General features: G+C 67.6%; 19 protein-coding genes. 8 read left to right on the plus strand and 11 right to left on the minus strand.

Features of this window, described 5'->3' with window-relative positions; translation table 11 throughout:
• Window positions 1-11: 11 nt before the first annotated feature.
• Window positions 12-380 carry a response regulator transcription factor gene (locus EV649_RS39395; protein WP_130388843.1) on the plus strand — a complete coding sequence of 123 codons (369 nt, stop codon included), beginning with the start codon at window positions 12-14 and terminating at the stop codon, window positions 378-380.
• On the opposite strand, the gene EV649_RS39400 is transcribed toward EV649_RS39395, so the two are convergent.
• Together EV649_RS39400 and EV649_RS39405 are read right to left on the minus strand one after the other, a co-directional pair.
• Window positions 377-2,392 (minus strand): hypothetical protein, encoded by a 2,016-nt coding sequence (locus EV649_RS39400; RefSeq protein WP_130388844.1) that lies wholly within the window; start codon window positions 2,390-2,392, stop codon window positions 377-379. The genes EV649_RS39395 and EV649_RS39400 overlap by 4 nt on opposite strands.
• 1 nt (window position 2,393) lies before the next feature.
• Window positions 2,394-3,692, minus strand: a complete 1,299-nt coding sequence (locus EV649_RS39405) for a histidine kinase (RefSeq protein WP_130388845.1) — start codon at window positions 3,690-3,692, stop codon at window positions 2,394-2,396.
• Window positions 3,693-3,899: 207 nt separating this feature from the next.
• On the opposite strand from EV649_RS39405, the gene EV649_RS39410 reads away from it, so the two are divergent.
• The 5 genes from EV649_RS39410 (at window position 3,900) to EV649_RS39430 (ending at window position 9,823) form a co-directional block, all read left to right on the plus strand.
• A complete protein-coding gene (locus tag EV649_RS39410) occupies window positions 3,900-4,667 on the plus strand; it encodes an ABC transporter ATP-binding protein (protein ID WP_130388846.1) in 768 nt (255 codons plus the stop codon).
• Window positions 4,668-4,670: 3 nt separating this feature from the next.
• Window positions 4,671-7,214: an ABC transporter permease gene (locus EV649_RS39415; protein ID WP_130388847.1), complete on the plus strand. Its 2,544-nt coding sequence runs from the start codon at window positions 4,671-4,673 to the stop codon at window positions 7,212-7,214.
• Window positions 7,215-7,296: 82 nt separating this feature from the next.
• Window positions 7,297-7,962, plus strand: coding sequence for a hypothetical protein (locus EV649_RS39420; RefSeq protein WP_130388848.1), 666 nt, complete (start codon window positions 7,297-7,299; stop codon window positions 7,960-7,962).
• Window positions 7,959-8,732 carry a hypothetical protein gene (locus EV649_RS39425; protein ID WP_130388849.1) on the plus strand — a complete coding sequence of 258 codons (774 nt, stop codon included), beginning with the start codon at window positions 7,959-7,961 and terminating at the stop codon, window positions 8,730-8,732. The genes EV649_RS39420 and EV649_RS39425 overlap by 4 nt, the downstream gene beginning before the upstream one ends.
• Complete coding sequence (locus EV649_RS39430) at window positions 8,729-9,823, plus strand: hypothetical protein (protein WP_130388850.1); 1,095 nt, start codon at window positions 8,729-8,731, stop codon at window positions 9,821-9,823. Before EV649_RS39425 ends, EV649_RS39430 begins: the two co-directional genes overlap by 4 nt.
• Before the next feature lie 130 nt (window positions 9,824-9,953).
• On the opposite strand, the gene EV649_RS39435 is transcribed toward EV649_RS39430, so the two are convergent.
• From EV649_RS39435 to EV649_RS39465, 7 genes are all read right to left on the minus strand, one after another.
• Complete coding sequence (locus tag EV649_RS39435) at window positions 9,954-10,676, minus strand: alpha/beta hydrolase family protein (RefSeq protein ID WP_130388851.1); 723 nt, start codon at window positions 10,674-10,676, stop codon at window positions 9,954-9,956.
• 71 nt (window positions 10,677-10,747) lie between these two features.
• Complete coding sequence (locus EV649_RS39440) at window positions 10,748-12,289, minus strand: ATP-binding cassette domain-containing protein (protein ID WP_130388852.1); 1,542 nt, start codon at window positions 12,287-12,289, stop codon at window positions 10,748-10,750.
• Window positions 12,286-13,968, minus strand: coding sequence for an ATP-binding cassette domain-containing protein (locus EV649_RS39445; RefSeq protein ID WP_198682950.1), 1,683 nt, complete (start codon window positions 13,966-13,968; stop codon window positions 12,286-12,288). The genes EV649_RS39440 and EV649_RS39445 overlap by 4 nt, the downstream gene beginning before the upstream one ends.
• Window positions 13,958-14,182 (minus strand): hypothetical protein, encoded by a 225-nt coding sequence (locus EV649_RS39450; RefSeq protein ID WP_130388854.1) that lies wholly within the window; start codon window positions 14,180-14,182, stop codon window positions 13,958-13,960. Before EV649_RS39450 ends, EV649_RS39445 begins: the two co-directional genes overlap by 11 nt.
• Complete coding sequence (locus EV649_RS39455; RefSeq protein WP_130388855.1) at window positions 14,179-15,117, minus strand: cytochrome d ubiquinol oxidase subunit II; 939 nt, start codon at window positions 15,115-15,117, stop codon at window positions 14,179-14,181. The genes EV649_RS39450 and EV649_RS39455 overlap by 4 nt, the downstream gene beginning before the upstream one ends.
• Window positions 15,117-16,451 carry a cytochrome ubiquinol oxidase subunit I gene (locus EV649_RS39460; protein ID WP_130388856.1) on the minus strand — a complete coding sequence of 445 codons (1,335 nt, stop codon included), beginning with the start codon at window positions 16,449-16,451 and terminating at the stop codon, window positions 15,117-15,119. Before EV649_RS39460 ends, EV649_RS39455 begins: the two co-directional genes overlap by 1 nt.
• A 1-nt stretch (window position 16,452) precedes the next feature.
• Window positions 16,453-17,916 carry an MFS transporter gene (locus EV649_RS39465; protein WP_130388857.1) on the minus strand — a complete coding sequence of 488 codons (1,464 nt, stop codon included), beginning with the start codon at window positions 17,914-17,916 and terminating at the stop codon, window positions 16,453-16,455.
• Between the two features lie 91 nt (window positions 17,917-18,007).
• Here EV649_RS39465 and EV649_RS39470 point away from each other — a divergent pair, with 91 nt between their 5' ends.
• Complete coding sequence (locus tag EV649_RS39470; RefSeq protein ID WP_130388858.1) at window positions 18,008-18,511, plus strand: MarR family transcriptional regulator; 504 nt, start codon at window positions 18,008-18,010, stop codon at window positions 18,509-18,511.
• A 92-nt stretch (window positions 18,512-18,603) separates the two neighbouring features.
• Here EV649_RS39470 and EV649_RS39475 read toward each other — a convergent pair whose 3' ends face one another.
• Window positions 18,604-19,086: a MarR family transcriptional regulator gene (locus tag EV649_RS39475; RefSeq protein ID WP_130388859.1), complete on the minus strand. Its 483-nt coding sequence runs from the start codon at window positions 19,084-19,086 to the stop codon at window positions 18,604-18,606.
• 114 nt (window positions 19,087-19,200) lie between these two features.
• On the opposite strand from EV649_RS39475, the gene EV649_RS39480 reads away from it, so the two are divergent.
• Complete coding sequence (locus tag EV649_RS39480; protein ID WP_130388860.1) at window positions 19,201-19,464, plus strand: hypothetical protein; 264 nt, start codon at window positions 19,201-19,203, stop codon at window positions 19,462-19,464.
• Between the two features lie 93 nt (window positions 19,465-19,557).
• Here EV649_RS39480 and EV649_RS39485 read toward each other — a convergent pair whose 3' ends face one another.
• Complete coding sequence (locus EV649_RS39485; RefSeq protein WP_130388861.1) at window positions 19,558-22,149, minus strand: family 16 glycosylhydrolase; 2,592 nt, start codon at window positions 22,147-22,149, stop codon at window positions 19,558-19,560.
• Window positions 22,150-22,194 lie beyond the last annotated feature (45 nt).

The raw sequence follows: 22,194 nt of genomic DNA on the forward strand, positions 1-22,194 counted from the left end.
GTGGGTAGGAGGTGGCCGCTGTACGTGTTCTGATCGTCGACGACCAGGAGCCCTTTCGCCGGGCAATCACTGCCGTGGTGTCGGAGACCGACGGCTTCGTGGTCGTGGCCGCGACATCATCGGGCGAGGAATCGCTGCACGCGGTTGCCCGGCTGCGTCCGGATCTCGTGCTGATGGACGTCAACCTGCCGGGTATCGATGGCATCGAGGCCAGCCGGCGGATCACCCTGGCCGTCGACGCGCCGGTCGTCGTACTGCTCTCGACCTCCGACGCGGACGCGTTCGACCTCACCGGCTGCGGGGCGGCCACGTACCTCGCGAAGGCCACCTTCGGCCCGGACCAGCTCGCCTCCACCTGGGCGGCCGCTCCGCGGCGCTAGACCGGAGCAGCCGCGTCGATGGCGACCGGGATGCTGACGGACAACACCAGCGGATCATCCAGTGACAGTGTTCCGTCGACCGCCTCCACCCGGTCGACGATCGACTGTACGTCGACCTCGCCCGGAGCGACTCCACGCACCTGAACGACCAGGTCCTGCCCCGCCATCCCCAGATCGATCCTGGCAGCGGTGGACCCGGCGCGCAGGACCTCGACACAGCAGAAGTAGACCGCCGCCTCGACCCGGGCGGAGAACCGCCGATCGGCCGACGGCTCGATCTGCAAGGCGGCGCCCAGACCGTTCCTGGCCAGGTGCGAACGGAGCGCCCGGGAAAGTCCGGACCGGGCCAGCTGAGTGGGAAATACGCCGTGGGTCAGATCCCGCAACGACTCCAGTGCGGCGTTCGTCTCGGACACGAGCCGCTGGATCTCGGCCGACGCGGCGACGTCCGATCCGGCCACGCGGAGGGTCCGCAGACGCTCCGGCATCGGCTCGAGATGCGACAGCACGTCACGGGAGATCGCGGACTCCAGCTGACGGCGAGTGGCGTCGTCCGCGGCGAGCAGCCGTCGTCGTGACTCGGCGAGTGCGCCGTTCGTGCGATCCAGAGCGACCACGTGCGCTGCCAGCTCCGACTCCATGGCGGCGTTGCGAAAGGCCAGCGCGGTCTGATCGGCCAGATCGTGGAGCAGCCGTTCGTCCGCCGTCCGGAGCCGGCGACCCTTCGGCATGGTCACGCCGATGCTGCCGAGGGTTTCGCCATCGTGCCGGACCGGCACCTCGCACTCCGACGGGCCGTCGGGCCGGCCGGGCCAGGTCCTGGAAATCTCCGCCGAGCCGGACACCCGCAGGACCGCGGTCGAGGATTGCGCGGACACCGCGCGCCCGGCCGCTTCTGCGACGGCGGGCAACAGCGATGCCGCCGACGGCGTCTCCGCGAGGCGCCGGCTGAAGTCGGACAGCGCCTCGTACGGCAGCGCCCGTGCCCCGTAGGCGAGCCGGTTGGCCAGCCGGACGACCCATCGGCGGAGCGGCTGGAACGCGACAGCGACCAGCGCGGTGGCCAGCAGGGACACCCAGAATCCGTCGGTCCGCGTATTCACCAGGCCCGCGACGGCGAGCACCAGGCCGGCATAGCCGACCCCGGCGAAAATGGTGCCTAAGGCAACGATGACGGCCCGGTTGATGATCAGGTCCAGATCGAACAGCCGGTAGCGCAGCACCGCGACCGCGAACAGGAACGGCAGGCAGAGGAAGGAGACGAACAGCGGGAGGCTCGAGATCCAGGTCTGCTGATCATCGTTCAGCGACTGCACGACGATCAGGTACACGAAGCTCAGGGCGACGAGGACCGCCGAGACCGCGATCAGCCGCAACTGCCGCCGCTGCTCGCCCCGGCTACGACGCAATCGGCGGACCATGGACACCATCGCGGCGAGCAATCCGCCCGCGAGGAGCGGCAGACCGGCGAAGGACAGCAGTCTGCCGACCGGCCCGAAGTTCTCCCGGTCGATCTCGAACTCGGTCGGCGGCAGGGTCAGCAAACTCCCTGCGTAAGCGCCGTAGCCCAGCAAGGCCACGATCGCCGCGGCCCGCCATCGGTGAGACTGGAAATGGCCGTCCGGCGCCACCAGGAACACGATGGCCAACGCGGCGAGCGAGAGCTGTCCACCCAGCAGGGCAGCGATCCAGCTCGCGGTCCCGCCAAGGCTCCGCGAGCCGGGCCCGTCAGCGGTGAGCACCCAGATGCCGTAGGCCTCGGCCAGCAACGAGATCGAGGCGGTGAAGCCGATCAGACACAGCAGCCAGCCGATCGGATGCCTGGCCCATCGCGCCACGATCAGTGCGCCCATCGCCGCGCAGCCGACGACGGCGCCGGTGACGAACGGGAAGCCGTGGACGGCCACGGCCTCTTCGGACAGCAGTGGCCGGTACGTCGAGGTCACCCAGACGTCCGCCCCTGCGATCAGTGCCGTGAGCGCCGTCAGTACCCACGCCACCCGCGCGTACATCTCAGTCCCCCTGCCGACGTACACCTGGCAGCCGCGCCGCGATCAGGGTGCCGTGCGACGGCGTCGTCTCGATCGTCAGCGTGCCTCCGGCCGACTCGACCCGGTCACGCATGTTGGCCAGGCCCGCACCCGCGGGAACCGCGCCGAGATCGAACCCGGCCCCGTGGTCCTGAACGGTCAACTCCAAGAGACCGGGACCGCCCCGGAGACCGAGGTGAACAGCATTCGCCGACGAGTGCTTGACCGAGTTCTGCAATGCCTCCAGCGCGCAGAAGTACGCCGCCGCCTCGACACCGGCCGGGTAACGGCCGAGGTCGGCAACAGCAAGTTCGACCGGGAGCGGGCTCTGGGAGATCGCCGTACGTAGGGCGGCTTCGAGCCCTTCGTCGGCCAGCAGGCTCGGGTAGATACCTCGCGAGAGGCTGATGATCACGTCGATGGTCGCGGTCGCCGCCTTGGACTGCTCCACGACGAGCCGATCGGCCCGTTCGGGCGCCCGGCCGGTCAAGGTGCGGGCGAGGCTCAGGTTCACGGCGAGCGCGACCAGATGCTGTTGCGCGCCGTCATGAATGTCGCGCTCCAGCCGTCTCCGCTCGGCGTCCTGTGCGTCGACGAGTCGCTGCCGGGACATCCGCAGCTCGGCCGCCAGCGTTGACAGTTCCGCGATCCGATGGACGAGTTCGGCGCGCAGCCGTGTGCCTCGCAGGACGAGCCCGGCCTGGTTCGCCAGGCCCGCGAACAGGCGTTCCTCGACCGGAGTCAGCGGTACGTTCTCATGTTCCTGAACGGCCAGGACGCCGAGCAACTCCCCCGCCTGACGCACCGGGAGCTCCCGTCGGCCGGGCCCGTCGCCGGCTACGGGCGGCCGATCGTCACCGGGCGGCCAGGTCGCGGCCAGCCTCAACCGGCCGTCGACCATCAGCCACACCTGCGCCGACTTGGCAGCCGTGCCATCGGCCAGGATCTCCGCCATCCGCGCCGGCAGGTCGTCGGCGGCGCGGCTACCGGTCACCTCCGGCGAGAACCGCCTCAAGATCTCGTACGGCGATTGCCGTCCGCCGTGCACCAGCCGCGACATGACGATCTCGAGGCGTGACTGCACCCGACCGAAGGCCAGCGCAACCACCGCGGTGGCCAGCACCGAGAGTCCCAGGTGGGGCGAGGACGTGTGGCCGATCAGTGCGCCGCCGCCCAGCACGATCACGACGTACACCAGCACCACGAACACAACGAGCCCGCCCACCATCAGTAGGCCGGCGAGTCGTTCACGGCCCGTCAGCCATCGCCCCCACACCCTCATCTCTGCAGTCTGCGCCCCCCTTCATCGAGATGGGAGTACCCGAACCCCTCAGGGGTGGGTTATCCGCACGATCTTCCGCTCGATGCCTACGGCCGTCCCCCGGCCGCGGTGCGCCCAGCCCGATGGGAGTCTGCGGCGCGAACGCCTTTGCTGGTAACACGGCCGCTCGTTCCGAGGAGGCCGATCCAGCCACAGGGGGAATCACCGATGTCTGCCTCCATCAGCACGACCGACAGCACCATCGCTCCGACCACGGTCGCGGCCCGGGCCGAGGGTGTCAGCAAGTTCTACGGCACCGGAGACGCGACGGTCGCCGCGCTCAAAGACGTTCACGTCACGCTGCAGACCGGCGAGTTCACCGCGATCATGGGCCCGTCCGGCTCGGGCAAGTCGACGCTGCTGCACATGCTGGCCGGCCTCGACCGGCCGACGTCCGGCGAGATCTTCCTCGGAGACACCCGGATCAGCGCGCTCAACGACAAGGCACTCACACTGCTCCGCCGGGATCGCATCGGGTTCATCTTCCAGTCCTTCAACCTGCTCCCCACGATGACCGCGGCGGAGAACATCGTGCTGCCGATCCGCATCGCCGGCCGCAAGCCCGACGCGGCTTGGGTGCAGTCGATCGTCGACAAGCTAGGACTTGCCGACCGGCTGACCCACCGGCCGACCGAGCTGTCAGGTGGGCAACAGCAGAGGGTCGCCGCGGCTCGCGCCTTGGCCTCGCGTCCACAGATCGTCTTCGCCGACGAGCCCACCGGCGCACTCGACTCGGCCTCCGGCACCGAGCTGCTCGGGTTCTTGCGCAAGGCCGTCAAGGAGCTCGGCCAGACCGTTGTCATGGTCACCCACGACCCGACCGCGGCGAGCTATGCCGACCGGGTCCTGTTCCTGGCCGACGGCCACGTCGTCGACGAGATGTTCGAGCCGACCGCCGACGCCGTACTCGACTTCATGAAGCACCTAGGAGGCTGAGCCATGTTCACGGCAACTCTGCGGGGCATGCTCGCCCACAAGGTACGACTCGTACTGACCATCGCCTCGATCGCGCTGGGGGTCGCGTTCCTGGCCGGCACCCTCATCCTGACCGACACCATGCGACTGGCCTTCGACCAACTGTTCGGCAAGGTCTCCGCCGGGACCTCGGCGGTCGTCCGCGCCGAGTCCGCCTTCAGCCAGACCGAGGGCATCAGCACCAGCCGTGCACCGATCCCCGCTTCCGTCCTCGACCAGGTACGCACGGTTGACGGAGTCCGCGTCGCCGAAGGTGCCGTCAGCGGCTACGCACTGCTGACCGACAATGCCGGCAAGGCGGTACTGACCAGTGGTGGAGCTCCCACCATGGGCTACAGCCTCGCGGCCGACTCGGCACTGCGCGGTGACGTCAAGCTCCTCAGCGGCAACGCTCCGTCGGGACCGCGCCAGGTGGCGATCGACGCGACCAGTGCCGAGGAGCACCACATCGCGCTCGGCTCCACCATCAAGGTGCTGTTCCAGGGCCCGGCCCAGGACTTCACCGTGGTGGGGACCGTCGGTTTCGGCAAGGAGAAGAACCTCGGCGGGACGACTGGCGCGTACTTCGACTCCGCCACCGCACAGCAGGTGCTCGGCGCACCCGGGTTCTTCGACGCGATCAACGTCAGCTCGGACACCGGTGTGCAACCGGCCGAGCTGGTCCGACGGATGAACGCCGTACTGCCTGACGGCGCCGAAGCCGTCACCGGCGCGACCGTGGTGAAGGAATCCGCGGACGCGGTGAACAAGGACCTCAAGGTCGTCGGCATCATGTTCATGATCTTCGCCGGGATCGCGTTGTTCGTCGGTGCGTTCATCATCTGGAACACCTTCACCATGACGATCACCCAGCGGTCCAGGGAGATCGCGTTGCTGCGGGCCATCGGTGCCACCCGGCGCCAGGTGAACCGGAGCCTGATCGTCGAGGCCCTCCTGCTGGGCGCCCTCGCGTCGGCGGTCGGGATCGCTCTCGGCCTGCTGGTTGCCAAGGGCCTCAACCTGCTCATGGACGCTGTCGGCTTCAGCCTGCCCAGTACGTCGCTGCAAGTCGAACCGCGCACCATCGTCGTATCGCTACTGGTCGGCACGCTGGTGACCGTCGTGGCCGCCCTCGTGCCGGCGTACCGGGCCACGAAGGTACTGCCGGTCGAGGCTCTCCGCGAAGCAGTGCCCGGCGCAGGCAACCCGTCTCCGAAGCGCGTCATCGCCGGCGCCATCGTGACCGGACTCGGCCTGGCCGGACTGTTCATGACACTGTACGGCGATCTCACCATGAAGGTCTTCGGCCCCAGCCTGCTGGCCATCATCGTCGGTGTCCTGATGCTGCTGCCGGCCGCGGCTCGTCCGCTCGCCTCGCTGATCGGCGTACCGCTGCGGCTGCGTGGTCTGCCGGGTGATCTGGCCAGGCAGAACGCGATGCGCAATCCCCGCCGTACCTCGTCCACCGCGGCCGCGCTGATGGTCGGTCTGACGCTGGTGGTCAGCATGGGCGTGTTCGCCTCGTCGCTGAAGGCCTCGTTCACCGACCTCGTCGGAGATTCGACCAATGCCGACCTGTTCGTGACGCCCTCGAGCAAACAGGCCCCGGGCTTCAGCCCCGAGGTGACCAAGGTTGTCCAGGCGGTTTCCGGTGTCGACAAGGTGTCGGCCAGTGGCTGGGGACAAGCCCGGTTCAACGGTACGGATTCGAGCTACTCCGCGATCGACCCCGCGACCGCGACAGCAGGCCTGAACCTGCGGTTGTCGTCCGGCTCGGTCTCCGACCTCGGTCTGGACGGGGTCGTGGTGGCGCAGAAGGCCGCCACCACTCACGGGTGGAAGCTCGGAACCGTCATCCGCGGCGAGTTCGCCGAGACAGGGAAACACACCTTGCGCGTCGTCGGTATCTACGACAGCAAGGGCTGGATCAGTGACGACTACGTCATCAGCATCGCTGCTCAGACCGCGGCCGCCGGCCAGCAATTGACGGCCTCCGGCCTGGTCACGCTCGTGGACGGCGCCGACAAGGGAACGGTGCAGCGTGCCGTCACCGACGCTCTGGCCGGCCACCCGGATGCCAAGGTGCTCGACCGGAAGGGATTCGAGAAGGAAGCGAGCGGCTTCATCGACCAGTTGCTCACCTTCGTCACCGTGATGCTGTTGCTGGCGGTCGTGATCGCGCTGCTGGGCATCGTCAACACGCTCGTGCTCTCGGTGTACGAGCGCACCCGTGAGCTGGGCCTGCTGCGGGCCGTCGGCATGACGCGGGCCCAGGTCCGGGCGATGGTCCGGTGGGAGTCCGTGGTCATCTCCCTGATCGGCGCACTCGCCGGAGCCGCCCTCGGCATCGGGCTGGGGCTCGCGCTCTCCCAGGCACTCGCGGACGAAGGCATCAAGTCCATCTCGGTCCCGGGCCTGCAGGTCACGCTGTACGTCGTGCTCGCGGCCGTCGCCGGTGTGCTCGCCGCCATCGGGCCGGCACGATCCGCCGCCAAGGTCGACGTACTACGGGCGGTGGTCGCCGACTGAAAACCCGGCTTCATCGATTGTCCATTCGTACCTGGGGATGTGGCGGTCCCGCCACATCCCCGCTCACCGAAAGGTTGGCCCCATGACCGGGCTAGACGCACACCAGAGTTCAGGATCCACCACTACCTCACCGGACTATTCGCGGTCGGCACTCTCCCGGCTGGCCGGCCCATTGGCCCTGACGGCCGGCATCTTGATGATCGTCGTCGAGCTGGTGATCCTGCCGATCGTCGACGCCGACAACCACGAGGCGACCTCGACCAACCTCGTGTACCGCATCAGCGGCATCGTGTACTTCCTGGCCTTCTGCCTGCTGGTGCTCGCCGCGGTCGCGGCGTACGGCCGGCAGGCGCACAAGGCCGGCCGGCTCGGCGTCGTCGGGCTGATCGCGGCCGTCGTCGGGACGATGTTCCTCGGCGGTGACCTGTGGTTCGAGACGTTCTACGTCACCTATCTCGCCGACGTCGCGCCGCAGATACTCGACCTGAAGCCGTCCGGTCTGATCGTGATCGGCGCCGTCTCCAGCTATCTGTTGTTCGCCATCGGCTGGGCGCTGTTCGGGATCGCCAGCCTGCGCGCCGGTGTGTTCCCGCGCGTCATCTGCGTTGCCATCGTGATCGGCGGCCTACTCGGTTGGAGCGCACTCCTGCCGCCGTGGGGCCTCGGCCTCGGCCTGGCGATGGCCTGGCTCGGCATCTGGCTGATCAGGACACCGGCGAAGGACGAGATCACGGGAGCCGTCTCATGACCACGACACCAACGACTCGCGACGTACCGCAGGCACCGGTGACCGTGCGCCGGTGGAGTGGCTGGCGCACAGTGCTCGTCATCTTCGGCAGCTTGTTCATCCTGCTCGGTGGCAGCGCGCTCATCGGCGGCGGGGCCGGACTGTGGCTGCATCAGCAGCAAGACAACGACGGCTACTTCACGGCTGGTCCAGAACGATTCACCACCGACACCTCTGCGCTGTCAGTTCCTTCGCTCGACGTCGACGTCGCCGGCCCTGATGTCTTCTCCGCCGAAGACCTGCTGGGCCGCGTCCGGATCCGAATGGAGTCCACGAATGCCGGCAGCCCGCTGTTCATCGGCATCGGCCGGGCCGATGACGTCGCCAAGTATCTGAACGGAGTCGGCCACGACGAACTCACCGACATCGACGCCTCCCCCTTCAAGGCCACGTATACGTCAAGGCCCGGCGGCGAGCCCGCCTCGAATCCAGCTGAGCAGTCCTTCTGGGTCGCGTCCGACACCGGGACCGGACCACGCACGCTCACCTGGGACGTTGCCGATGGCAACTGGACGGTCCTGATCATGAACGCCGACGGATCGTCCGGCATCGACGCCAACATCAGCGCCGCGGCAGAACTGCCCGTCATCCTGCCCGTCGCCATCGTCGCACTCGTCGCCGGCGGCGTACTGACGCTCATCGGGATCGCAATCATCGTCGTGACCGTCGCAACGCGAACCAACAGCACCAAGAACACGACTCCTCAACCCAACCAGCCGGCCGTCGCATGACTGCGCGGGACGGCCGACGGACCCGAACAAAGATCATCATCGCGGCAGCTACGGCCGTGCTGACCTGCCTGATCACCGGCGTCGGCGCGGCGAGCGCAGCCCCAGCGGGCAGCCCCGCCGACCCGGTGCTCTCGCTACCCAGTCCGACCGGCCCGTACGCCGTAGGCGTGCGCTCAGCGTCGGTGTCCGATCCGTCCCGCATCGACGGGCAGACAGGCCGGCCGCGGAGGCTGCCCATCCGGGTTTGGTACCCGGCTCGTGGCCATGCCACCGGCAACAGCGCGCCGTACCTGTCTCCAGGCGTTCAGGCACAGCTGGAAGCAGGTCTACCGACAGGCCTCCTGGACATCGACACCCATGCGTCGACCGGTGCGCGACCACTGCCTCGCGTCAAGGGCGTGATCCTTGTCCAACATGGTGCAGGCACGCTGGCAGCGTTCCAGACCGGACAGGTGATCGAGCTGGCCAGTCGCGGCTACGCCCTGGTCACCATGGAGCACCCGCACGAGAGCCTGTTGATCGAAGAACCCGACGGGACGCTGATCCCGGGCGACGACCCCGAGAGTAGGCCGCCCAACGAGCGACTCCTGGACGCCGAGGTCGTCATGGCCGAGGTGCCACGACTCGTGCCCCAAGCCAATCGGCGCACGCCGATCGGCATGTTCGGCCACTCACGTGGTGGAGCCACCACCGCTGAGGTCATGTTCTCCCACCCGCAGGTCGTGGCCGGCGTCGACCTGGACGGCAGCCTGCGCGGCGACGTGGTCACTGGCGGCCTGGACCAGCCGTTCGGGCTGATGCTCGGACGGGAGTTCCCGCTCGATGATCCAAGGCTGCTCCAGTTCCTGTCGAACCTGCGCGGTCCGCACCCGCTCAGGCAGCTCGACGTGGAGCACTACGGCTACACAGATTGGGTCGTGTTCAACCCGCAAGCCGCGCGAGCCGACCCCGCCCTCGGAGCCCAGCTCGAGATGTCCTTCCCGACCGGAACCCTCAACGACCAGCGCGCGGGCAGACAAGCCATGTCGACCCAGCGTGAGTTCCTGACCTGCTTCATGGACCGCTACCTGTCGGCCACTGCTGGCTGGTGACGTGGTTGGTCAGGCCGCGGCCCGCAGGTGGTGGCGTGCCCAGATGTCGAAGCTGGTGAGTGGGATGAGGAATACCGTGACCTCGCGGCGGCAGGATCCTTGGACCCGGATGACGGAGCTCGTACGGCCGTCATTCGCGGGGCTGTCTGCTGTGGGTCGATGCATCGGCGGTGAGCTCGTCGAGCAGTAGTGCGGCGACGGCCTCCGGGGCCTCGCGCATTGCGTTGTGTGCGGTGGGGAGTTCGTGGACCTGCCATTCGGGATCGGCTTGGAGCCGATTGCGGAGTTCGGCGAACGGTGTCCGGGCATCCCATCCGGAGCAGTAGACGAACTCCCGGCGCGGCACGCGATCAACAGCGCCGGTGAGGCGGATCGTTTGCATGATCGAGGCGAGGGGATGAGGCCGGCGGCGGGGATCGCCACCGTTCGGCGGACGGAAGGGCGGACGGACGGCGTAGCCGATGTCCGCTGCGCCGTCGACGAATGCCCGCCGGTACTCGTCGCTCGTCAGCGACCAGCATGACTCGCCGTCGCGTGGTACGTAGGCGTCGAGATGCACCAGTCGTGAGATCCGACCGCCAGCGCGGTCGGCGGCGGCAGCGATCACCATGCCGGCGTAGCTGTGGCCGACGAGCGTCGCGTCGGTGATGTGTTCCTGATCGAGAATCCGCAACACGTCGTCGGCATGGGTGTCGAGGTTGGCGGTTGCGACCGTCTCGATGTCGTCGTCCGGCCGGAGGCCGGTGAGGGTCAGGGCGTGGACGGTGTGGCCGGCGCGCTCCAGCAGCGGGACGACTGCCTCGAACGCCCACGATCCGTGCCACCCGCCGGGCACGAGGATGTACGTTGCCATGCGTTTCTGTTCCCTTCTCAGTGCTGTGCTCTTGAGACAGGGGAAGTATCGCCAGAGCAGTGCGCGGCTTGTTACCGATCCAAGGCCAACCAATGCCTGTTCGCAGCCAACCTCGCCCCCACTCCAAAGTGGAGGTTCGGATCCGCCGGCGTCTCGTGGATCGCCAGGACAAGGACCGCGCGGGGCAGTCGGCGGCGTACGGCGGCAAGGACATCAGCGGCCGTGCTGGTGTCGAGGCCGGCGGTCGGTTCGTCGATAAGGAGTACGTCGGGTTGACTTGCCAGTGCACGGGCGAGGTGGAGGCGGCGCTGCTCGCCACCGGATAGCCCTCGTCCCCCAACGCCGACAGGGGTCTGCGGGTCGATGTGCTCCAACGCCATGGCGGCAAGCAGGTCCGTGATGTCGGCTTCCGTGGCCGCGGGGTTCGCGAGGCGGATGTTGTCGGCGACGGTTCCGGTGAACAGATAGTCGTCGGCAAGTACGGCGGTGATCACCGCCGACCCGGTTTGTTGCCGGATGACCGTGGTGATCGCGGTGAGGAGGGTCGTCTTGCCGCTGCCGGACACACCGGTCACCGTGAGTGCATTGCCAGCGGCAACGGTGAAGGCAATCTCGCGCGCTTCACGGGTGGGTGTCTCGGGCAGTTGATATCCGGCCACGGCGAGCCTGTCGCCGTCGTACGTGGCCCGGAAGGTACTGGCGATCTCAGGCCGGCGGCTCTCGTTCTCACCTGCCGACCTGAGGTGCGCGTCGGCCTGCCGAGCTTGGACCCACGCACCGGCGGCGCTGACCAGGCGCTCGGCATTGGCAAGGACGCCGGCGGTGAGCAGAGCGACGAACACCAAGGTCGCGATCGTGGCGCCGTCCCGCGCGGTGAGCACCACTGCGAGCAGCAGCGCGGTCGCTGTCACGCCGCGGGCCCCGCCCACTGCGCGCGCGGTTGTTGCCGCGTGACGGTTTCGCCCGCTCTCGAAGGCAGTCAGGCGGCCTAGCGTGCGGCGCGCCAGCTGGTCGACGGCGCCCAGCGATGCCATCTCGGGCCAAGCCTCGATCGCGGTCACCAGTTCGGTCCGCAGCAGACCTCGGGTACGGCTTGTGTCGTCCATCCGGCGTGCCGCAGCCGCAGCGAGCATGGCGCAGGCGACCACGGCAACGGCCAAGGTCAGCGCCACGATCGGATAGCCGGCGAGGACGATCGCGACACAGCCACCCGCGGTCATCACGGCGGCGACGACGACCGGCGTGGTCGCCTGGATGAGCGCCAGTCCGGTGGTGTCCGCGTCGGCCATCACCCGGTCGAGCGACTGTCCGGACCAGCTGGTGTCCTCGGATCCGGCGGCGTGGTCGTAGACGGCGAGCCGGGTGGCGCTGATCCGGCGCAGTGCCGCGGCGTGCAGGACGACCCGGTTGGCGTAGCCGGCCGAGATCCTGCCCAGCGCGAACGCGCGTACCCCGCCGCTGGGCGCCAGGTAGGAGAAGGCGCTGTAGGCGCTAGCTCCGGCCACAGCTGACGCGGCGACGAACCATCCGGAGAGTCCGAGAATTCCGACGGAGCATGCCTCTGCGAGCACCGCCAGCAGGAAGCCCGTCGCGGCGAGCGACTTCGCCTTCATACCCGAATCGCCTCCCGGACCGTCTTCTCGTCGAGGCTGATCAGGAAGTCGGCGGAGTGGGCGAGGGATGGCGAGTGGGTCGCGACGATGACGGTACGACCGTCGGTGGCGTTGCGTAAGGCAACGATGAGCTGCGCCTCGGTGTCCAGATCGAGGTGTGCGGTCGGCTCGTCCAGGACCCAGAGTCCGGCGTCGCTCAGGAATGCGCGGGCGATCGCGACGCGTCGAGCCTCTCCGCTGGACAGGCCCGAGCCGCCTTCACCAAGAGGTGTGTCCAATCCGCGTGGCAGCCGGGCGACGACGTCAGCCAGCCCGGCCGCGGCGACCGCGTGCAGGACGTCGGCCAGACTGGCATCCGGCCTCCCGATGCGGATGTTGTCGCCGATGGATCCCGGCAGCAGTACGGTTTGCTGACCGATCCAGGCGCAGCCTCCGAGCCATGGCGATGACGCTCCGGTTGAAGTCAGCCATTGGACGGTTCCACCACTCGGCGGACGGACTCCGGCGATCAGCGACAGCAGTGTGGTCTTCCCTGCGCCGGACGGTCCGGCCACGGCCGTCCACTGTCCCTGATGGACGGTGAGGTTCAGTCCGTGCAGTACCGGCTCCTCGCTACCGGGGAAGCGGAACGAGACGTTGTCCAGGGCAACTGTGACCGGTCCGCACGGGGGCGGTACTCGTTCAGCGCTCGCCATCCCGGTCTCGGTACCGACGAGCAGCTCGCTGATCGCCGGTACCGCCGCCAGCGCCCGCTCCCTGCTGTGGAACGCGGCAGCCATGGCCCGCATCGGCTGGAAGTACATGGGGCAGATCAGCAGGGCGAGAAGACCACGGAACAGCGACATGCCGGCACCGATGCGTACGTACCCGAGCAGAGACAGACCGACGTACGTCGCGTTGGCCGCGATGGAGAAGGTGATGACGACATCCATCACCGCACCGGACAGCGAGGCGCGCCGGATGACCGCGATGGTGGTGGAGTTCAGGTCGTCGGCGGCACGGGCCAGATCCGTACGGCGTCGTCCCAGCGCCCCGATGTTCCGCAGGGTCGGCATGCCGCGGAAGCTGTCGAGGACGACGGCGGCGAGTCTGGCACCGGCCGCCAACCGCGCGTCTGCGCCCTCCTTGGCGAACAGGCCCGCGAGCCGCATGTTCAGCGGTATGAGCATGCTCGCCAGCAGCAGGATCACGGCAGCCGGCCACTGCACCACCGCGGTGACGACGAAGATCAGTGTCATCGAAACGGGAGCGGACACTCGCTGAGGAAGTGTCTGCGCATGATAATCGGCGATGTCGTCGGTCAGCTCCACCGTTGCGAGCGCAGCCCTCGCCGGGTGTGGCTCGGCGTGCCGCTGCGCTGTCGGCAGCAGCCCGGCGACCAGGCGCCGTCGGAGAGCGTGGGCGACTCGTTGCCGCCCGACTGATTGGCATCGTGCCGTACTCCAGGCCGCTGCAGCCGCCAACAGACCGCCGCCGAGCAGAACGCCCGATCCCTGCCAGCTCGGACGCCCTCCGTCGAGCACATCACGCGCGACCCAGGCCAGACCCGTCCATTGCATGACGGTGAATGCCGTCTCCAGCGTCTGAGAGCCGGCCGCCACCAGCAGCCATCGACGACCCGGCGCCGCTGTCCCGGCGAGCCAGTTGCGCGCCTCCGCCGCTGCCCGCTCACTTGTCATCGTGCATCCGGTGTTCATCAACGAGCCAGGCAACACCGCCGGTCAGAACGATGAGGGCCAGACCCATGATGCTGAGCAGCCGACTGTGGTACTTCGAATAACCGGAGAACATGCCCTGGCAGACGAAGTAGCAGAACAAGCCCCCGATCGCGCCCACGACGGTCAGCACCGCGCGTACGAGCCTTCGGCGGATCCCGTGTGCATGCTGTGTCATTGGGTGGCTCCTGTTCGTCCGTTGGCCAGGTGGTTGGCGGGGGCCTTGCCTCGGAAGGCGTGGTGGGCGAACCAGTTGTAGAAGAGGATCAAGGGCACGTTCAGGCCGATCCCGACGGCGAGAAACGTCAGAGTGCCGGACGGAGCTGCCGTCTTGGCGATCGTCAGGTCGGGCGACGCGAGCAGGGGGTAGCGGGCCACCACCAAGGCGATGACGAGCGCGACCACGGCGGTGACCAGGCCCGCTAGCGGGAGACCGTCGTACGGCGAGGTAATCATGCTCATCACCACGCCGGCCACGGCAAACAGCAGCAGTCCGGCGAAGGCGATGAGTCGGGCGGGTGTGTGCAGGTTCGGAGGTGCGGCCAGCAGACACGCAACGGCCGCTATCGATGCCAGCACCGTGCTGACTCTGCCGCGATGTGCTGCCCGGGCACGCAGTTCGCCGGTTGTCTTCCACTGTGCGTAGGCGTATCCGAGGGCCAGGTAGCCGCACCCGACCGTCACAGCCACTAGTGCTGAGAACCAGCCGATCGCACCGATCAAGGTCGAAGCGGCGACGCCTTGCGCAAGCGCGGCGATCAGCGAGGCGATGCCGAAGGCCCTCTCCCACCGTGGCGCGGGAGGAGCTTGGGAAGCCAGCTCCACACTGACGCCGCGAACGATCAGCGCGAACAGCATGACGATCACCGGCAGATAGGCGTGCGGGAGGATCGTGCCGAAGGCGGTCGGGAATCCGGCCCAGAGGCTGACGCCCAGGAGGACCAGCCAGGTCTCGTTGCCGTCCCAGGCCTGAGCGACCTGTTCGAGCATCTCGTGCCGATGGCTCGCGTCCGGCTCGACCAGAGTGGCGATGCCGATACCCAGGTCGTAGCCGTCCAGTACGACGTACATCAGCAAGCACAGCAGGATGAGGAGGAACCAGATCGTCGACATCAGTTCGCCCTCCCGCCGGCCAGGCCGAGGACGTGCTCGGGACCGATCCGCACCGTGCGGATGATGTAGGCGACGTACGCGATCAGCATCACCAGGTACAGCAGGGAGAAACCCACCACCGAGAACACGAGCTCGCCGGGTGCCAGGTGCGAGACTGCATCAGCGGTGCGGAGCTGACCGAACACCACCCATGGCTGGCGACCCGTCTCAGCGGTGGCCCATCCGCCGAGAATCGCGAGGACGCCCACGGGCGTCGTCCAGAGCAAAAACCGGTGGAACCGTCTGGAGGTCCACAGTTTCCGGCGAAACCGCAGGATCGTTGCGTAGAACGCGGTGCCGAACATCAGCAGCGCGGCCAGGAACATCACCCGGAACCCCCAGAAGACCGCGGCCATGTCCGGCCGGTCGGCCTTCGGCGTCAGGTCGAGCCCCGGCACCGCGGTCTTACAGGTGAGGTCCTTGTTGATCGCGCTGCCGAGGCAGGGGATGTCCAGCTCCGCAAGGTTGCGCTGCGCCTGCTGATCGGGGATCGCGAAGAGCACGAAGCCGGTGTTGCCATTGGTCCAGTTGCCCTCCAGCGCCTCCAGCTTCGACAGCTGGTACGGCAGGACCGCGCCGGCGGTGTGATCACCGACGAAGATCTGCACCGGCACCAGCATCGCCGCGACACCCAGCGCGATCGACACCGACCGGCGGGCGAACGGCAGCGCCCGCGCCTTGACCAGGTAGTACGCGCCGATGCCGGCCACGAAGAACGCGGCGGAGATCAGTACGGCGAGCACCATGTGCGGCCACCGCCAGACGAACGACCGGTTGACGATCGCGTCCAGCCAGTCGGTCGGCTCGAACCGCCCGTCCCGGACGACGAACCCGGCCGGCGTCTGCATCCAGGAGTTCGCGGCGATGATCCAGGTCGAGGACAGGATCGTGCCGATCGACACCATCACCGACGAGGCGAACATCGTCGCATGCCGCACCCGGCCGTCGCCGTACAGCAGAACGCCGATGAACCCGGCCTCGACGAAGAACGCGGTGACGACCTCCATGCCGATGATCGGACCGATGATCGGGCCGGTCTTCGCCGCGTACCCGCCCCAGTTCAGGCCCATCTCGAAGGTGATCACGATCCCCGCTACGACACCGATCGCGAACCCGACCGCGAAGATACGCCGCCAGAACCGGAACATCTGCAGATAGACCGCCTTGCGGGTCCGCCAGTACATCCCGTACAGGATGCTCAGCAAGATCGACAACCCGACCGTGATCGCCGGGAACGTCATGTGAAACATCACGGTGATGACGAACTGCCATCGGGACAGATCCAGCAGACTCATCTCAGGCGTCCAGTACCGGCGCGTCGGCAGCGGCCTTGGTGAAGCGCGGCAGTGCGGCGACACCGATGGCGAGCAAGCCGATGATCGCCAGCTGCACCAATTCGACGGCGGCGAAGGCGTGGGCAGTGTTGTGCTCGGCCCGGGCGAGGTACAGCGTGCCGAGGGTGGCCACGCCCAGCGCGAGACCGCTCTGCTGAAGGGTGATCAGTACGCCGCTGCCGACACCGCCGAGATGGATCGGGACATCGGCGAGAACGCTCCGGAACAATCCGGCGAACAGCATCGACTGTCCGGCACCGGCCAGTGCGAGCGGCAGGGCCATGTCCCAGAGACTGACGTGCGGCCAGAGACCGACCACGACGGCCACGAGTGCGGCGAGGCCGGCGAACTGGATGATCGCGCCGGTCGACAACGCGGCCCGGCCGAACCGACCGATCAACCGCGGTGCGAACACGGAGCCGAGGAAGAACATCACCGCCATCGGCAGGATGGCCAGGCCGCCGTGCAGGGCGTCGGCGTGCAGACCGTCCTGAACGGTCAGGGCGAAGACGAACATGAACGCGCCGAATCCGATGCTGAACGCGAGCACCATCACCAGGCCACGCGACATCGACGGCAGCCGCAGCAAGGACGGCGGCAGCAGCGGGATCTCGCCGCGCCACTCGGCGCGCCGCTCGACCACGAAGGTGACGGCACCGAGCACGACAGCCAGGGCGATCATCGCCCAGGTCCACCAGGGCCAGCCCAACGAGTGGCCTTCCGTGAGCGGGACCAGTACGGCGGTGAGCGTCGCAGCGAACAGCACCGTGCCAGGCAGATCGATGCCGACAGGGTGATCCGAGCGAGTGGTCGGCACGATCCGCGCCGCCACCACCAGGACGATGAGGCCGATGGGCACGTTGACCAAGAAGATCGGCCGCCAGGAGGCGCCGGCGATGTCCGCGCTCACCAGCAGGCCGCCCACCAGTTGGCCGACGACGGCCGCGATGCCGGACGTAGCGCCGTACAGGGCAAGCGCCCGAGCCTTGCGCTCGTGCTCGAGCGTCTGGTGGAAGGTCGCGAGCACCTGCGGGACGAGTAGCGCCGCGGTCGCGCCCTGCACGATGCGTGCGGCGATGAGGACCCCGACAGTCGGGGCGAAGCCGCAGACCGCCGAGGCCACCACGAAGCCGACGAGCGAACCCAGGAAGAGGGGACGGCGACCGTAGCGGTCACCCAGCCGGCCGCCGAGCACCAGGAGCGCGGCGTACGCGACGCCGTACCCGGCGATCACCAGCTCGAGCTCGGACGCCGAGGCGTGCAGGGAGGCGTCGATGCTCGGCAGCGCCACGTTGGTGATGAAGAAATCCATGATCGGCAGGAACGCGCCGGCGAGCAGGAAGAACACCCCTGCCGGGTGCAGTCCGCCGGCCAGCGCTACCGCACGCGGCGAGGTGGCGCCCGGGGCTGGAAGAGTGACGGCCATTTCGACTCCAACTGATTATGACTCGATAACTATTAAGGCATGATCAGTATGTGCTCATAACTATGTGCCGACAACCATCTATGCTGGAGGTGTGACGAAGACCCCATCGCGACCCCGCTCCCGCCGATCAGCCGCCGAGGAGCGCTGGGCCGAACTCGCCGATCTGGCGCTGATCATCAGCCGGGAGATCCAGTACCGCGGCTACACCGACGAGGAAGCTGTCTCGCTGACCCAGTCGGAGGGCATCGTGATGCGCTACCTGCTCCAGGGCGAGGCGGTCGCCGCCCCCAGCCAGATCGCCGCCGCCACCGGACTCCAGCGCACCAACCTGTCCACGACACTGCGCGGCCTCGAACAGAAGGGCCTCGTCCAGCGACAGGCCAACCCGGACGACGGCCGCGGCGTCACCGTCAGTCCGACCGAACACGGACGCGGCAACTCCGCCCTGGTACGACATGAGTGGGCGACCGTGGTCAGCGCGGCAGCCGACCACGACACCACCCACCTCGACGCGACTCTCACCCTGCTCACCGCGATCAAGAACGGCCTGGCAAGAACACGACCACCAACCCCCTCCCCCCACCCGCCGGCGTAGCCCTGCCGCGCTGGTTGTCATGTCCAGGCAAGCCGCGGCTTCCATCGTCGACTACGCGAAGTTCTCAGCCGCCAGGTGATCGACCAAACTGGTCAAGGTGTCCGGGGCGTGCCAGAGGTTCGGCCATCCGTGGCTGCGGCGATGACCCTGGTCAGCCGGTCGTGCAGGTCCATCAGCTCGTCGACGTCCATGCCGAGGCGTTGGACGACGGCCGGCGGCACCTCCAAAGCCTGGTCACGAAGCGCCCGACCCTCTTCGGTCAGAACGACAGCCAGCGACCGCTCGTCCGAGGCTGAACGGTCGCGACGTAGGAGACCGGAGGCTTCGAGCCGCTTGAGCAACGGCGAAAGCGTCGCCGGCTCGAGCTGAAGCATTCCGGACAGATCCTTCACCGAAACCGGCTCGAACTCCCACAGCGCCAACATCACCAGGTACTGCGGATGCGTCAGGCCCATCGGCTCGAGAACCGGGCGGTACAGCGCGATGACTGTCCGCGCGGCCACCGCCAGGGCGAAGCAAACCTGGTGTTCCAGCGCCAGCGGGTTGTCGGCCGGCGTGATCTTCGTCGCTGCCATGCCACGAGCGTACCAACCATATGTAGGCTAATAGTTAGTACACTAACTATTGGAGTGATGATGGAGCAGGCCACGGAACGACGCACGATACGACGCCGACGCACTCCTCGCCCGATGAACATCGAGACCGTCCAACGCTGGGTTGTCTCCGCGGTCCTCTTCCACGTCGGCACCGTTCCCGCCGTCACGCTGGCCGTCTACAGCATCGGCGTCGCGGCCACCGACTTCGGCCGCGGCATCGGCCTGTGGTTGATGTCCGGGGTGATCGGCGTCCTCACCGCCGCAGGCATCCTCGCCATCTTCCGCCGCAACCCGCTCTCCCCCTGGCTCCTCCTCGGCGTCCTCCCAACCGCCGCCACCGGCTTCTCTATCTTCTGATCCACCTGAGACAACCCTGGGTGTGACTCCCGCTAGCTCGAACTCGACGCTCGGGTGCCGGACCGCGGACTGTGGTCCGGCACCGACAGATACTCAGCTTGCGGGGACGAACTTGGTGTAGCTGGTGCGGAGGTAGCCGGTGGCGGATGGGTTCGAGATGGTCACGTACCCGGCGGTGCCGGCGTTGAACTGGTAGCGGCCCAGCAGGATCCACCGATTGCCGCCGGATCGTTGGTCGATGTCTATCGTCGAGGAGCCGGTCGCGTGACTGACGACGTAGTGCGCGGCTGCGGTGCTGTTGCTGTGGTTGGGCACCCAGGCGTAGACGTCGTACGAACTGGCACTCGGGAGATCGGGTCGCCACTCGGCGGTCTTGCCGGCGCCGTTCGACGCGCGGGTTCCCGACGTCAGCCAGCCGGGCACACTGGAGGCTGCCCAGACGCCGGTCTCGGTGTAGCCGGAATCGGCGACGCCGACGAACGTCATGGGCGTCGGGGTCACTGAAACGGTGGCCGGTGCGGATTCGTTGCCGGCGAGGTCGACGGCGCGGACCTGCAGACTGTGTGCCACGTTGTTCGCCAGGTCCGGCACCGGGATGCCCTGCTTGACCAGATCCGGGTTGCCGATGTTGCCGACGGGTTCGTCGGTGGTGACGAGGGTGCCGTCGGCGTAGATGTTGTAGCCGAGCAGATCCACCTCCGAATTCTGGCTCCAGTAGAGAACCGCTCTGCCATCGGCGGCCTCCCCGACCAAACCCGTCGGGGTCGCTGGCGCGATGGTGTCGGCAGGGACTGGTACGGCGATCGACTGGGAAGCCGGGGACTCGTTGCCGGACCGGTCTACGGCCGTGACCGACAGTTGGTAGGTCTGGCCGGCCAGCAGCTCGTGCAACTCGAATGAGCCGCGCTGCACGGGGTTGGCGGTCTGGCGCCGACCGTCGAGGTAGACATGGTGGCCGATCACGTCCGCCCCAGGGACCGGAGTCCACCCGAGGGTGAGAACGGCATCGCCGGTCGACGGTGTGGTCTTGACCTTCTGCGTCACATTGATCGGTGTCGCCGGTGCTACCGCATCAGGAGCAGCGGCCGGGACGAACTTCACCGCATCGGCGCGGAGGTACCCCTCCTCACCAGTCGCCTTGCTCAGCTCGACCCAGCCTGTGGCGCCTGCGCCGAACTGGTAGTTGCCCAGTCGCACCCAACGGTCGACCCCCATCGACTCCGCGGGATCCACCGGAGCACCGACGCCGTCCGCACTGTTGATTGTGTACCGCGCCGTCGGCACATTGACCGAACTGCCAGGCACCCAGGCATACACGTCGTATCGACCCGCTGCAGGTAGCTGAGGAGTCCAGCGTGCTGTGCTCGTGGACGTCGAGGAGTAGCGAGTGTCGGTACCGCGCCAGCCCTTTACCGTGGTCGTGCTCGTCCAAGGCCCAGCCTCCGTGTAGCCGGAGCCTCCGTTGTCGATGACAACTGTCGGGACGAATTTGACCGCGTCGGTCCGCAACGTGCCGGTGGCGCCGGTGCTGCCGGCGACCTGGACCTTGTGCCCGGCTCCGGGAGTCATCGCGTAGGACCCCAGGTCGATCCACTGCTGACCTGCCTTGGTCTGGTCGATGACGACGTCTGTAGTGCCGCCCGTATGGGAGACCGAGTAACGCGCCGCAGTACTGCCGCTTCTGATGAAGTCGGGGTTCCAGGCGTAGACCTCATATGTCTGTGCGCTCGGCAGGCTCGGCGTCCAGGTCGCCGTGGCGGCGGCGGAGCCCGCACGCCGGGTGAGCTTGTCCTGGTAGCCGTAAGCCTCCCCGACACCAGTCCAGGTCCCTGTCTCGGCATACCCCGGGTCGCAGTTGTCCACCAGCACTGTGCCGGTTGCGATGTCGTCTGCCGAGCCGATGGGTTTGTAGTACCGGAAGTAGTCCCACGTGGTCTCACCAGGAAGGCGCGTCTCGTCGACCGGCTCGGTGTAGCCCAAGGTGGTGAGCCAGACGTTCTGCAGCGCATGGGGGCCGGGGTAGGCCAGAGTCCGACTCAATACGCCGTCGACGTAGAAGCGGATCTCGTTGGGCAGCCACTCGTAGCCATAGGTGTGGTAGCCGTCAGACGAGTCAGGGCCGGTGTAGACACCGCCTTGGTTGCCGATGTGCTGCGGCACGGTCCAGTGCGAGTGCTGTTGAACGCTGGTCGGCGCATGCGAGTCGATCTCGAACCCGTCGATCTCGTTGAACCGGTTGTAAGGACCCTTGTACGACGGCGTGTCTGGAACGTAGTCAGCCAGACCCATCTGCCAGAACGCGGAGTGGAACCCCTTGTCACCCCAAAGCTTCGCGCGAGTCTCGTAGTACCCGTATCCAAAGGTCTGCCTCGAGATGATGCCGCCACAGGTGTAGTTCTTGTCCTGGTAGGTCTCTCGCTTCAGCGCGATATGTATGGTGCCGTCGTTGACCGAAACGTTGCCCGGACGGTTCGCGCAGATCGCCTTCTCTCCCTCGCGGTGGTACCAGTCGTTCGTGTTGAGCGTCGTACCGGCGAACTCGTCTGCCCAGCCGAGCTGATAGCCGGCGGGCACGTAGTTCGGTCCGGGCGCCGGCTCGGCGTCGGCGACCCCGGTCCCAACCAGTGCGGAGGTAGTGATCAAGGTCAAGGAGGCCAGCAAGCGAACAGAGCGGCGGATGGTCATCAAACGGCTCCCAACATTCAGATGTGGGACGAAGATATGACTATG

The organism is Kribbella sp. VKM Ac-2569 (genome assembly GCF_004216905.1).
Classification (GTDB): domain Bacteria; phylum Actinomycetota; class Actinomycetes; order Propionibacteriales; family Kribbellaceae; genus Kribbella.